This is a genomic window from Bradyrhizobium sp. SOJA106, from assembly GCF_059448745.1.
Genome location: NZ_CM182549.1, coordinates 1,353,207 through 1,366,830, shown reverse-complemented (window position 1 = coordinate 1,366,830; position 13,624 = coordinate 1,353,207). Strand labels below are relative to the sequence as shown.

Sequence of the window (13,624 nt, the reverse complement as noted above, 5' to 3'; positions counted from 1 at the left end):
CGCGGGAGGTTTGGTTATCCGACAGATCCGTCGAGCGAGATCGAGATCAGCTTCTGCGCTTCCACTGCGAACTCCATCGGCAGCTTTTGCAGAACTTGCTTGACGAAGCCGTTGACGACGAGTCCGACGGCTTCTTCCTGCGAAAGCCCGCGCTGGGTGCAGTAGAACAGCACGTCCTCGGAGATCTTCGAGGTCGTCGCCTCGTGCTCGAACGTCGCCGAGGAGTTCTTGGCCTCGATATACGGCACGGTGTGCGCGCCACATTTGTCGCCGATCAGCAGGGAATCGCAGGCGGTGAAGTTGCGCGCGCCGGTCGCTTTCCGGTGCGCGGTGACGAGACCACGATAGGTGTTCTGCGATTTGCCGGCGGCGATGCCCTTGGAGATGATCCGGCTCGACGTGTTCTTGCCGAGATGGATCATCTTGGTGCCCGAATCGACCTGCTGGAAGCCGTTCGAGATCGCGATCGAGTAGAACTCGCCGCGGGAATTGTCGCCACGCAGGATGCAGCTCGGATATTTCCAGGTGATCGCCGAACCGGTCTCGACCTGGGTCCAGGAGATCTTGGAATTGTTGCCGCGGCAGTCGCCACGCTTGGTGACGAAGTTGTAGATGCCGCCCTTGCCTTCCGAATTGCCCGGATACCAGTTCTGCACAGTCGAATATTTGATTTCGGCGTCGTCGAGCGCGACGAGCTCGACCACGGCCGCGTGCAGCTGGTTCTCGTCGCGCTGCGGCGCGGTGCAGCCCTCGAGATAGGAGACGTAGGAGCCCTTGTCCGCAATGATCAGCGTGCGCTCGAACTGACCGGTGTTGCGCTCGTTGATGCGGAAATAGGTCGACAGTTCCATCGGGCAGCGCACGCCGGGCGGCACGTAGACGAACGAGCCATCGGAGAACACCGCCGAGTTCAGCGTCGCGTAGAAATTGTCGGAGGTCGGAACCACCGAGCCCAGGTATTTCTGAACCAGCTCGGGATGCTCGCGGATCGCCTCCGAGATCGGCATGAAGATCACGCCGGCCTTCTTCAGCTCCGCCTTGAAGGTGGTCGCAACCGATACCGAATCGAACACCGCGTCGACCGCGATCTTGCGGTTCGGCGTCTGCTCGCCGCCGGGTGGCGACTCAACGCCCTCGAGCGCCGCGACCTCGCGCAACGGGATGCCGAGCTTGTCGTAGGTTTTCAGGATCTCCGGATCGATCTCGTCGAGCGATGAGACCGTCTTCTTCGGCTTCGGCGCCGCGTAATAGTAGATGTTCTGGAAGTCGATCTTGGGATAGTCGACGCGCGCCCAGGTCGGCTCGGTCATGGTCAGCCAGCGCCGATAGGCTTCCAGCCGCCACTGGAGCATCCAGGCGGGCTCATTCTTTTTCTGCGAGATGAACTTTACGATCTCTTCCGACAGCCCCTTCGGAGCCTTGTCGGACTCGATCAGCGTCTCAAAGCCATATCGATACTCGTCGACGTCGATGCGCCGGACGCGCTCGACCGTCTCTTGTACAGCTACCATTGCCCGCTCCACTGGGGCAACGACAACTCCCGCCGGCGGGGATTCCGCCGCAATCGATCCAAGCGGATCGCGCAAGTCGCCGGCAACTCGGGGCCAGCGAGTGAGAGAATCAGAAGACGAATCCGACGGACGGCCGCTGTCGATAGCGTCTTCATCATGTTTCGCGCAGGAGCTCCTCTCATCGACTACTCCACCTATGCCGGCACGCAGGTATCTGGCACCGGGCAAACGACGGCGCATTGCGGCACGTCAAAGTGGCCCTCACATTGGGTACACTGGGTCGGATTGATCACATATATATCGTTCTTCAGGCTGATCGCGGCATTGGGACATTCGAACTCACATGCACCGCAGACGGAGCACTGGGATGCGATTATCTTGTAGGCCATCACTGCGATTCCATGAGCGAAAGTTGCGGGCAGCTTCTTGCTTTCAAATCTTGTGCCAGACAGTTTAACTTGATTTTGTCTGAGCTATTTTTGATAGCGCAACTCGCCGCCTCGACACTGTGTCGTAAATCCTACAACGCGCATGACAGTAGCTTGAGCTCGATGCCGTGGTTTGCGCACGGTCCATCTCACGGCAGTCAGCGATCAGGTGAACCGCGTTCGCCAAACTCAGGGAACGATCTGCGATCCTTTGCTAAGGCCGCCGCGCCGCGGCAATGATGGATGCGCCGCGCGACTTCAAAAAGTTCTCCGCCGGTGTGTCGGGTCGACCCCGAGCCGCATCTTGATGGTTCCACTCAGCGGTACAGCGGCGGCTCCGGCGACCGCACCACGGTAAATAACCCGCGCAGTCATCACCGGCCCGGTTGGCGTCTCCGCAGACAGTCAGAATCGCGGCCGATCAAGCCAGACAAAGTCGCTCCGGTTATCGCGGCCCCCCACGGACGCATTCTCAATTGGCTCGGATTACTTGGAAAAACTGCATTCATATGCGCTGTATGGGCCGAAAGTACATTGTCTCGCATCGTGCGGCGACTTAAGCGAGGTGTTCGTCTAGCGATCCTCCGCTTCGCTCCACGTTCGAAACGCATGCCGGCGCCGGTCAGCAGATCGATGGAGCCGAAAAAAAAAGCCACCCCGGAGGGTGGCCTAAGTCAGGGAGGAAATGCCCCTAAGGGCCTCTGGGATCAGGCCGCAGCCTGTTCGATTGGTGAGAAGGGCAGCCCGAGGCTTTTGGCCACCGCTTCGTAAGTTAGCCGGCCCCGATGGACGTTGAGGCCTGCGCGCAAATGCGGATTTTCGAGCACGGCGGAAAAGCCCTTGTTGGCCAGAGCCAAACCAAACGGCAGCGTCGCGTTATTCAGTGCCTGGCTCGAGGTCAGCGGCACGGCCCCGGGCATATTGGCCACGCAATAATGAATGATGCCATCCACTTCGTAAGTAGGATCAGCGTGAGTGGTTGGGTGCGATGTCTCAAAGCAGCCGCCCTGATCGATAGCGACGTCCACGAGCACCGCCCTCTTGCGCATCGAGCTCAGCATGCTCCGGCGGACCAGCTTCGGCGCGCTCGCACCTGGAACGAGCACCGCGCCAATCACCACATCCGCCGCAAATACCTCTTCCTCCACAGAGTCGATAGTTGAAAACCTGGTGCGAGCGCGTCCTTCGAATAGCTCGTCCAACTCGCGGAGCCGGAGTATTGAACGGTCGATGATGGTCACCTCTGCGCCCAGACCAACCGCCATGCGTGCCGCGTGCGTTCCAACGACGCCACCTCCGATCACCACGATTCGGGCAGGCTGAACACCGGGCACCCCACCGATCAACAGCCCTCGTCCGCCTGCACTCCGCTTCAGGGCGCTGCCCGCCGCTTCGATCGCGAGCCTACCCGCGACCTCGCTCATCGGCGCCAGCAGCGGAAGACCGCCATGCGGATCAGTTACGGTCTCGTAGGCGATCGCAGTGCATCCAGATTTCAGGAGACCCTTGGCCTGATCCGGGTCGGGGGCCAGATGCAGATAAGTGAACAGGATCTGATTTTCCCGCAGCTGACACCACTCGGACGGCTGAGGTTCCTTAACCTTTACGATCATCTCGCTCGATGCGAATACCTCAGCTGCGGAAGTGAGAATCGTTCCGCCAACAATGCGGTAATCGTCATCGGTTGCACCAATGCCAGCGCCGGCATTGGTCTCGATCATCACGCGGTGGCCCGCTGCCACGTATTCGCGGACAGCTCCCGGGGTAAGGCCCACGCGATATTCGTGTGCCTTGATTTCCTTGGGGACTCCGACCTTCATTTGAAAACTCCGTGCCTGAAGCGCCTTTCTAATCGGAAGCGAGCAGCGATGTTGCGACGCCGCCGTCAAAATGGCGCAGAAATTCAACGATATTTGACAAGCTTCGCAGGATTTCAAACCCACGGGTGCCGAGCGGATCGTGTGACCATGCTCGCTGAGCAACCGTCGAAACTGCGCGACCGCGGTGAATCGTTTCGAATTGCGTTCTCGTCTCGTGGAAAAGCTAACAACTCAAATTCAGCACGCCCAAAGAGCGAAGTCGCAGTCTGCCGGTTGGGCAGATTGCCTATAGAAGGGATCGTTTCCAAAGCTAATGGCGATGGGTCACGGCTCATGACCGTTGATCATAAACTTGGTTCTGGACGATGCGCAGCTGGTCAACAGATCCGAGGCAATTGTTCGCCCCACAACCAATCGACGATTCGTCGACCGCCGAAACCGGTCGCCATCTGCACAAATTTCCGGTTGTCAGCCACCGCTTCGCCAATATCAGCTGCGTCGGACCCGAGCGGGTGCGCCTTCATGGCTGCAAGCACGGCATCGGCCAAATCAGGCTCGACGATCGCAACGAGCTTGCCTTCGTTGGCGACATGGATCGGATCGAGTCCAAGGAGTTCGCAGATAGCCCCAACCGCCGGCTTCACCGGAATAGATGCTTCCTGCAGACGGAACCCGAGCTTGGATTGATGCGCAATCTCGTTGAGGGTCGCGGCAAGCCCACCCCGCGTGGGGTCGCGCATCACCCGGATGCCGCTACCGCCGGCGGCAACCATGAGCGCTACGAGGTTATGCAACGCTGCGGAATCCGAGACGACCTCGGTTTGAAAAGCGAGGTTCTGACGTTTTGACATGATCGCCACCCCATGATCGCCGAGGCTACCGGACACCAGCACACGGTCCCCGACCCTTGCCTTGTCGGCCGAGAGATCGAGCCCATCGGCCACAATCCCGATCCCGGTTGTAGAGATGAACAGACCATCCGCCTTGCCGCGCTCAACAACCTTGGTGTCTCCGGTAATGATGTGAACGTCGGCCCTGCGCGCTGCAGCGCCCATGGAATCCGCGATCGCCTTCAGATCAGAAAACGGGAAGCCCTCCTCGATGATAAAACTGGCCGACAGATAGAGGGGACGCGCGCCGGACATCGCGACATCATTGATCGTGCCGTGCACAGCCAATGACCCGATATTGCCTCCGGGAAAGAACAGCGGCGAGACCACATAGGCGTCGGTCGTCATCACCATCCTGCCTGCCGCGACGTCAAACGCCGACTGATCATTGGAACGGGCGAGCCATTCATTACCAAAGGCTTGGTGAAAAAGGCCGGAGATCAGCTGTGCCATGGCACGGCCCCCGGATCCGTGGGAAAGATCAACGCGTCCGTTCTCGACGTCGAGCTTGCGTTGATAGCCCTCTACGCTCATGACGTCGGCCTCAAGGATTCATGGCGAACTCGGCCATAGGTCCAATACGCAGCACAAGCGCCTTCCGACGATACCATGCAGGAACCTATGGGTGTTTCCGGCGTGCAGACGGTTCCAAACAGCTTACAGTCGACTGGCCGCTTGGCGCCACGCAGGATCGCGCAGCACTCGCAGGCTGGATTGTCTGCGACATGCAGGTCGTGGATCGCAAAACGCGTCTCAGCGTCGAATTGCGCGTAAGCCGGTTTCAGCTTCAGTCCGCTGTTGGGTACGAGTCCGAGCCCACGCCATTCAAACTGCTCGCGCAGTTCGAATATCTGCGATATCTCGTCTTTGGCACGCCGATTGCCTTCACGCGTCACCGCGCGACTGTACTGGTTCTCCACCTCGCAGCGATTTTCGTTCACCTGTCGCACCAGCATCAGGATCGCCTGCAACACATCGAGCGGTTCAAATCCCGCGATCACGATCGGCTTGCCAAATTGTTCCGCCAGGGGCTCGTAAGGCTGCGTTCCAATAATGGTGCTGACATGTGCAGGCCCGATGAAGCCGTCAATTGCAACCCCGCCGGTGTCGCGGATTTTGGGGTTCTCGAGAATGCTGTGCATCGCAGAGGGTGTAAGCACGTGATTACAGAACACGCTGAGGCCCTTCAGCCGCTTCTTCTCGGCAATTCGGATCATCACGGCCGTTGGGGGCGTCGTGGTCTCAAATCCGATGGCAAAGAAGACCACCTCGCGGCTCGGCGCCTGTTCGGCGAGCCGGATAGCGTCGAGCGTCGAGTAGACTATCCGAATGTCGGCGCCGAGCGCTTTAGCTCGCAATAGGGACTGTCCGTGCGACCCAGGCGCGCGCATCAGGTCGCCGTAGACGCACAGAGTGACCTCTGGTCGGTCAACAAGCCGGATCGCCATATCGATTCGGCTCGCGGGCAGAACGCAGACGGGACAACCGGGCCCGTGGATCATGCGGACGTTCGCGGGCAGCAGATCCTCCAGGGCGTAGCGGGAGATCGCATGAGTGTGTCCACCGCAGAACTCCATGAAGCGATAGGCTCTTTGCGAACCGACCTCGGCGCCAATCGCACGCGCAATTCCCTGCGCGACGGCCTTGTCGCGAAATTCGTCGGCATATTTCATGATCGGCGTTCCCCTGCGCTGCCTAGCTCCTGCAGCAGCTCCAGCGTGCGCTTGGCTTCCGTCGGATCGATCTTGGCAAGCGCATAGCCGACATGGACAAGAACGCAATCGCCGAGCTTGAGCTCGTCGAGGAGAGCAATCGATATCTCCAGACTGATGCCGTCGATGGACACTATGGCCATGTCGTTGGGAAGAATTTTCGCAATCTTTGCCGGAACCGAAAGGCACATATCAGGCTGTTCCTCCCCTGGCGGACGACTGTTGAGCTATCTGCAGAGCGGCAATCCAGGCCTGGCCAAGGCTCAAACCACCATCATTGGGCGGCACCCGCCGAGGCGCGAGCGGGGTAAGGCCGGCAGCGCTGCAACCGCGCGGGATTTCATCCGCCAGCGCCGCGTTCAGGAAGCAGCCGCCGCTCAGAACGACGGTATTAACGCCCGTTGTTCGCGCAGACCGCGTGACCCAGTCAACGCAGGCAGCGGCGAAGGTGCCATGAAACAGCCCGGCGCCGCCCACCGCGTCAGTGTCATCTCCAATCAACCGCGCAAACAGCGGACGAAGTGACAGCACGCCGCCATCGATCGTCCAGCCGCCTTCGAGAATTGCAGTCCGCCGCACCAGCGCCTCGAGCTTCATCGCCGCTTCGCCCTCATAGGTTTGCAAACTCGCAATCCCCAGCAGCGCCGCTGCCGCGTCGAACAGCCGGCCCGCACTGGTCGTGGTGGTCCCGCCCGGCTGATCGAGCAAGGCCGACACAGATCCGGCCTGTCGTCGCGCCGCAAAGCGCAGCCCGATTTCGTTACCCCGGCCGAGCCCGTGTAATACTGCGCTGGCCATCCGCCACGGCTCGCGGGCTGCACGATCTCCACCGGGCATTTGCAGGGGCGCTAAGTGCCCGATGCGTCGGAACCCCGTCCCTTCGCACAACAATAGCTCGCCACCCCAGTTACCTCCTTCGGGGCCAAGGCCATGGCCATCGAGCACCAGGGCAAGCACTGGTCCCGCATGGCCATGCTCGGCAATCACTGCGGCAGCGTGTGCGTGGTGATGCTGGACAGCGACCAGCACGCGGCCATTTGCTTCCGCAAACCGGGTAGAAGCCATATCAGGATGCAGATCATGGGCGATGGCGACCGGCTCTACATCAAGGCTCGATGTGAGGTGTCGAATCGTCTCCTCGAACGCACGGATGCCTTCGGCCGTATCCAGATCGCCAATATGCTGGGAGACGAACGCTTCGTTGTCCCGCGTGATCGTGACGGTCGATTTCAGTGCACCGCCGACGGCGAGCACAGGCGGCACAGACTTCGCAAGCCTGATCGGTTCGGGAACATAGCCACGGGCACGACGAATAAATTGCGGCCGGCCAGCCACCACCGACACCACGGAGTCATCAGCACGGGTCACTATGTCGCGATCATGGGTCACGATAAGGTCGGAGATCCCCTTGAGCCGCCGCAGCGCCTGCGCGTCGTCAGTCAGGAGCGGTTCGCCGCAAAGGTTGGCACTGGTGGCGACGATAACCGGGCCGGTCCGCGCACATGCTCCTGCCGAGCGAAGCGCATGAAGGATGACGTGATGCAGCGGCGCTACAGGCAGCATGACACCCACGCGCGATAAGCCAGGAGCTATGGCGGGCGCCAAATTGTTGCGCGAAGACAGAAGAACGATGGGACGCGCTACGGATTGGAGCAGCGCAAGCTCGGGCGCGTTCGCCTCCGCGATGGTGCTGACGCGCTCTATGGAATCGACCATAACCGCGAACGGCTTCTGAAGGCGCTGCTTTCTCCTGCGCAAACGCTGCACGGCGTCCTGGTTACGCGCATCGCAAAGAAGCTGGTATCCTCCGAGCCCCTTGATCGCCACGATTTGTCCCCCCGCGATTGCCGCGACAATGGCGCTGATCCCATGGCTGAGCCGAGGCCCGCATGCCGGACACGCGATCGCCTCCGCATGGAACCTGCGGCTCGCCGGATCGGCATATTCGGCCGCGCAGGCGGCGCACAGCCTAAAAGCCCGCATCACGGTGTTGCGGCGGTCGTACGGAAGGCGTTCGGCGATGGTGTAGCGTGGGCCGCAATGGCAGCAACTGATGAAGGGGTAAAGGTAATACCGGCTTTCTGGATCGAACAGCTCGCTGAGGCATTGCTGGCAGGCAGCAGCATCAGCGACGATCTGGGTTGACAATTTGCCGGCTTCGCTCATGCCGATAAAAAACTCTTTTGCCGCAAGCGCGGAAGTCTCCCGAACGCAGATGTTGTCGATGCGTGCCAATGGAGGCGCCTCGAGGGGCAATGTTGCTACAAACTCCGACGCACGGTTGCCCTCGATCTCGATCGTAACGCCCTCGGCGCCATTGATGACAAACCCCGCCAATCCGTAGCGCATGGCGAGTCTATAGACGTAAGGACGAAAGCCGACCCCTTGCACGGCCCCAGTCACGCGCACCCTCAGCCGCGTTCGGTCGCAGTTGGTTGCGGCGCTCATCGCCTTATATCCTCTACGGGGCGCCTTTGATGCCCTGCCTGTCTATCGATCCAGGCGTAGAGCGCGCCAAGACCCTCACCCGTACGAGCCGAAACTAGGAGCACCTCGATCTTTGGATTGACTCGTCTTGCGTATTCGATCGTCTTGCGGAAATCGAACTCAAGCAGCGGGGCCAGATCAATCTTGTTGATCACCATCAGCGAAGAAGCGGCAAACGTATCAGGATATTTGAGCGGCTTGTCTTCACCTTCGGTAATGGATAGCAGTACGATCTTGCAAGCCTCGCCGAGATCGAAGGCTGCAGGACAAATCAGATTACCGACGTTCTCGATAAAGAGAATACCACCCGTGAGCAGCGGCAACCGGCGATAAACCTCGCCAATCATGGCGGCGTCGAGATGGCAGCCCTTGCCGGTGTTAACTTGAATGGCTGGCACGCCGGCGGCCCGGATGCGTTCGGCATCGTTCGAGGTCTGCTGGTCGCCCTCGATAACCCCTACCGGCCGGCTGCGCTTGAGCTCAGACGCCGCGCGAACGAGTAGCGTCGTTTTACCTGCACCGGGACTGGATAAAAGATTAAATACAAGCAGGTCATTAGCGAGAAAGAGCGCGCGGTTGTGCGCCGCAATCCCATTATTCTTGCTAAGAATATCGCGCTCGATCTGAATGACCCGCTCTCTGCTCATGCCCGCGACCTTCAAGCCAGCCGGCCCGGCGCCGCTCAGAAGCGCCTGCCCACCATGAGCCTGGTGATGGGCAGACTGAGCATGGCGACTATGACTATCGCCAGCATGGTTTGAACGCTGCGGGCCTTGGTCGCCATGCGGACGGGCACAATGGCAATCGCAATCGCCCGGCACATGGGCAGCGTATCCCTCATGGCGCTCCACATCATGCGCCTTGGCGCGTTTGGTCGACGGCGTCCCTTCGGTGCAGCCGCAAACGGTACACATCAATCGATCTCCAGCTCTTTCACGCGCATCTGTTCGCCCGCGGTTACCTGCAACTGATAGCTGCCGCAACAAGGACAGCGCTCACCGCGGCGCGCAATCTCGACGCTGTTCGAACAGCTCATGCACCAGGCAAGGCCAGGCAGTTCGACGATATTAAGGACTGCACCCTCGGCAACCGTCCGCGTTGCAACGACAGCAAAGCAGAACCTGAGCGCTTCAGGCGCGGCATGACTCAACGCTCCCATCTCTAGACAGACGCTCCGCACCCGCGAGAACGGTCGGTGACGTACCTCCTCCTCGACGATTTGAATGATGCCGAGACAAATCGCCATTTCATGCATCGCCAACTTCGCGAAAATTGAGAGTGAACCCGACGCACGGATCGAGCGATGCAATTACCGCATCGACTGCATCCCGACGTCGTCCAACCGTCAGCACCGCTCCCTGCAGGCTGCGGACAAGCGGTCCGCACGGGTGGAAATTCCACTCCGTCGGCGCAAGGAATTCGAAGCGGGATATCCGGCCCTGAGGATCGAGCTCAACCCCGTGGTAGAGACGCCCCCTGGCGCATTCGACCGCGGCCGCCGCACGGCGGGGCCCCAACTTGTATCTTTCGATAATCCCATGCTCTGCCGAGTCAATCTGAGCACCGGTCTTGAGCCAGGCACATAACCGGAGGGTTTCAGCAATTCTGGCACCCAGCCGCTCGGCCGGGGAGGGGCTCGGCGGGAGCCGATCACGCGTCATTTGGCGCGCCCATGGACCCGTCTCAGGCACATGTCCGTCAAGATCTGGACGATAGCAAAATGTCGGGCCATCCACGAGCAGCCGTTTAACGATGTTGAGGTCGTCAGCAACGGACAGGAACGAGTGCTCCGCCGGAATTGGCTTGAGGCCGACCTCATCAAGCGCCGCAATGCGAAGCGCCAATGGGCTACCGGACCTCACCGCGCGCCCCTCATCCGACATACCGAGCGCGTTCAGCGCACCCACGATCCGCGCTGTTGCTTCGCGTTGGGCAGAGCCCGAGGGTGAGTGTGCGCTGCCGAGAAGCGCTGACATTCCCCGCACCAGGGAGCGGATTGCCGCCGCGCCCGCGATGTCTTGCGCAAGATGTCCGACAAGCAGGCCGCGTAGCAAATCCGCAACGCGCTCAATAACGATAAGCGCAATACGGCGCTGCTTTGTTGTGCGGGTGATCACTTCGTCGCGCGCCATCTCGACCGCGGACAGCAGTGCAATTTGCTGTGTAGCGGCACACAATGCGAAGAGCCGCGGCAGCAGCTTGAGCAGCGACGAGGCTTGTTTCCCAGCGAACAGCCGTGCCAGCGGCGGCCGGACTCGCGGCAGGATCTCGATCGCGGCGACTACGTCGGCAGCTAGCGATACGGTGATATCGATTTTGTTGCTGGCAGCGAGGCTCATGCGCACCGCTCCACCAACTCCTGCGCCACGTATGCCGGCGGTCGCTGACTGCGGGATCCCACCGGACGGCGAACGTTCTCCAAGCTCTTCATGTGAAGTACGCCGCAATAATTTCCTGCATGCGCTCGGCAGAGTCCCGGAAATCCTCGTCGGCAGCCAACGCAACCATCGGCACGCCGCCGACCTCCAGCGTATCAAGGATGATATTGTCCATAGAATTGAAGAACTGCACGGACCAGACGTTCCTGATCCCGGTCGCCTGCACTCGGCACGTGCTGTAGCCGCGGAAGATGAGTTGGACCGGACCATTGCCCAGGCTTTGCTGCAGGAATGCCAGGTCGATAACGCTCATCGGCAGCAAGGTGAGATTGATGACATGCGCGCGCATTCCAACGCGCCAGACGCGGGCCCGCTCGCGTATTTCAGCGAGCACCGGTCGCACGTTCATCGCGCCGTCCGGCGCCGGGCCGATCGCAAGGTCCGCGGACGTCAGGTCAGTTGCGGCGCGCCGGACAATCTGCGGGATCGCTCCGACCTCAAGATATTCGCGCGCCGGCTCGCTTCCGATGCGCACGCGCCAAATTCCTGCAAGCACGGACTCACGGATATGCGCCAAAGAGCCATCCGGCAGCGCAACCACGCCGGCGACCTCACCCGCTCCGAGCACTTCGCTTATCAGCTTGCGCTCGGGATCGCTGAGATGCGCGAGCCCGTACAGTTGTGTCCGACCGCCGCTTCTCTGGCTGCCAACGGCAGCAGCGGCATTCGATAATAGCGCGGTGGCATTCGGATAGGTTCCTGCAAGCTCGTCGCCGTCGCGCCAAGCGCGCTTGGCGAGCGCAGTCGCACTCGTCAACCCGCTATAGAATACATCGAGATTTCCAGCGCCTGTGGCAAGGTCATTCGCCGCCCCGACGGCGACGTCGGAAACAACGCGGATCGCTGTTTTCATAACGCGATGTTCCGTTGGCTGCATCGTGAGGCAATGCACTTGCCGACACAAGCGCTGCCGGCGTGTGGCCGAACCCTCGGTACCGAAATGCGATCGATCGCGACGAAACGGACCGGTCTCCTACCGATCAGGCGGAGTGTATCGTGCCGTCGGCAGAGGATCGGCGTCGGCGGGCCTCGCAGGTCGAGCCACTTAACCAGTTCGCCACCTACAGCGCGCGCAGGCACTGCTCCTTGCCTGCGCCGCCGAAACGTCTTGACCATCTCAGAAAGTAAGAATGCGACCTGGATGATCCGAAGCAGATATGTGGGATCGGCCGCTGGCAGCGGCATCACGGCCACTCTCACGGGAGCGTGCGCGACCAGGCGCGCATCGACGCTGACGCGCTCCACGTCGGACGCAGCGGGCCGCGCCAGACCATGCTGTGCCGGCTGCAACTTCATCACACGCCTTTCTGATACTGTTCGGTTCTGCTAGGAGGGTAATAGCAAGGCGTGTGCCAATCAGAAGCCCTGACATTTTCCATGCCGAGGTTACGTGCGACTGGAATTCGATTTGTGAGCAAGCTTGGTCGGCGCAACCGGCGAGCGGAACTGCTAGCGTAGGTGCTCGGGCAATTGCGGCTCATGACCGATCAAGTCCGCAAAGAAGCGATCGCAGTCCTGGCCGTTGAGGGTGGCCTCGAGCCCTTCAAGTGCTTCCGAGATCAGCCTTGCTTCATTTTCGTCCAAAAGCCGCACCGCGGTATCGATATGAACGAGCACCTTGGCGCCGGCCGAGGCGTCGGAGAGCAGCATGACCGAGACGCGCCGCTGTTCATTGCCATACTTGCAAAGCGCCATGATGCCGTCGGTCTCGACAATCGTCATTGGCAAGCCAAGACACATGGTCGGTCGCGGCCGCTAGATCGGCTGCGCCCCCATCTCATAGCTTGCACGGTCGATATTGTTCGCCAACAGCCCTTCTGATGCAGGCAGCGGCGCGGTCCGCGGCTTTGCCGGCGAGTCCCACTGCGCCAGGAGTTTGCAAGCCAGTTTAATCGCAGGTGCAATCTGGACGCGTACCGGGGCGGTCAGCGGACCGCCCCAATGCTCCAGGTTCATCGGCTGACAGCCAATGAGAGCGAGCTCTCGCGGGCGACGGCCAAGCAGGTCGGCCGCACTCAAGACCTCCTGAAAGCCGGTCTGATGCAGGCTCACCTTCTTGGCGGCCGTAAATTTTGGCACTTCGTCATTTCGCACCAGCCTCAACTGCCCGGGCAGCAATCCATAGTCGATGGCATCAAACACGATCAGGCAATCGGCCTGCTCCAGAAAACTGATGAGGTAGAGTCCCTGTGTGCCGCCATCGAGGACGGTTACGTTGTCATCGATCGCGTAGTGCCGGTGAAACTCCTCGACCACCCGTACGCCGAATCCCTCATCCGCCCACAGGATATTGCCGATGCCGAGCACCAGGATCCTTTTCTTGTTTTCCGGATGCATC

The 13,624-nt window shown here is 60.6% G+C and carries 13 protein-coding genes; all 13 read right to left on the bottom strand.

The features are described 5' to 3' along the window. Positions 1-14: 14 nt before the first annotated feature. On the bottom strand, positions 15-1,511 hold the full coding sequence (gene sufB / locus AC5V87_RS06340) for a Fe-S cluster assembly protein SufB (protein ID WP_495370308.1): 1,497 nt from the start codon (positions 1,509-1,511) through the stop codon (positions 15-17). A gap of 194 nt (positions 1,512-1,705) precedes the next feature. After that, positions 1,706-1,900, bottom strand: coding sequence for a 4Fe-4S binding protein (locus AC5V87_RS06335; RefSeq protein WP_456840858.1), 195 nt, complete (start codon positions 1,898-1,900; stop codon positions 1,706-1,708). A 746-nt stretch (positions 1,901-2,646) separates the two neighbouring features. After that, positions 2,647-3,759, bottom strand: coding sequence for an alanine dehydrogenase (ald, locus tag AC5V87_RS06330; RefSeq protein WP_456840859.1), 1,113 nt, complete (start codon positions 3,757-3,759; stop codon positions 2,647-2,649). A 377-nt stretch (positions 3,760-4,136) separates the two neighbouring features. Then, the gene (hypE, locus tag AC5V87_RS06325) at positions 4,137-5,183 is read right to left on the bottom strand and encodes a hydrogenase expression/formation protein HypE (RefSeq protein WP_495370307.1); all 1,047 of its coding nucleotides are present in this window, start codon (positions 5,181-5,183) and stop codon (positions 4,137-4,139) included. Then, positions 5,180-6,322: a hydrogenase formation protein HypD gene (gene hypD, locus AC5V87_RS06320; protein WP_495370306.1), complete on the bottom strand. Its 1,143-nt coding sequence runs from the start codon at positions 6,320-6,322 to the stop codon at positions 5,180-5,182. Before hypD ends, hypE begins: the two co-directional genes overlap by 4 nt. After that, entirely contained in the window at positions 6,319-6,504 is a 186-nt protein-coding gene (locus tag AC5V87_RS06315; RefSeq protein WP_495370305.1) for a HypC/HybG/HupF family hydrogenase formation chaperone, read from the bottom strand. Before AC5V87_RS06315 ends, hypD begins: the two co-directional genes overlap by 4 nt. A 49-nt stretch (positions 6,505-6,553) precedes the next feature. Further along, positions 6,554-8,809 (bottom strand): carbamoyltransferase HypF, encoded by a 2,256-nt coding sequence (hypF, locus tag AC5V87_RS06310; protein WP_495370304.1) that lies wholly within the window; start codon positions 8,807-8,809, stop codon positions 6,554-6,556. After that, the gene (gene hypB, locus AC5V87_RS06305; protein ID WP_495370303.1) at positions 8,806-9,762 is read right to left on the bottom strand and encodes a hydrogenase nickel incorporation protein HypB; all 957 of its coding nucleotides are present in this window, start codon (positions 9,760-9,762) and stop codon (positions 8,806-8,808) included. The genes hypF and hypB overlap by 4 nt, the downstream gene beginning before the upstream one ends. Further along, on the bottom strand, positions 9,762-10,103 hold the full coding sequence (gene hypA / locus AC5V87_RS06300) for a hydrogenase maturation nickel metallochaperone HypA (RefSeq protein WP_456840865.1): 342 nt from the start codon (positions 10,101-10,103) through the stop codon (positions 9,762-9,764). The genes hypB and hypA overlap by 1 nt, the downstream gene beginning before the upstream one ends. Then, positions 10,096-11,187, bottom strand: coding sequence for a hypothetical protein (locus AC5V87_RS06295; protein ID WP_495370302.1), 1,092 nt, complete (start codon positions 11,185-11,187; stop codon positions 10,096-10,098). The genes hypA and AC5V87_RS06295 overlap by 8 nt, the downstream gene beginning before the upstream one ends. Positions 11,188-11,275: 88 nt before the next feature. After that, positions 11,276-12,139 (bottom strand): hydrogenase expression/formation protein, encoded by an 864-nt coding sequence (locus AC5V87_RS06290; protein WP_495370301.1) that lies wholly within the window; start codon positions 12,137-12,139, stop codon positions 11,276-11,278. A 596-nt stretch (positions 12,140-12,735) separates the two neighbouring features. After that, positions 12,736-13,026, bottom strand: coding sequence for a HypC/HybG/HupF family hydrogenase formation chaperone (locus AC5V87_RS06285; RefSeq protein ID WP_495370300.1), 291 nt, complete (start codon positions 13,024-13,026; stop codon positions 12,736-12,738). Between the two features lie 15 nt (positions 13,027-13,041). Then, positions 13,042-13,623, bottom strand: coding sequence for a HyaD/HybD family hydrogenase maturation endopeptidase (locus tag AC5V87_RS06280; RefSeq protein WP_456840869.1), 582 nt, complete (start codon positions 13,621-13,623; stop codon positions 13,042-13,044). Between the last annotated feature and the right edge of the window lies 1 nt (position 13,624).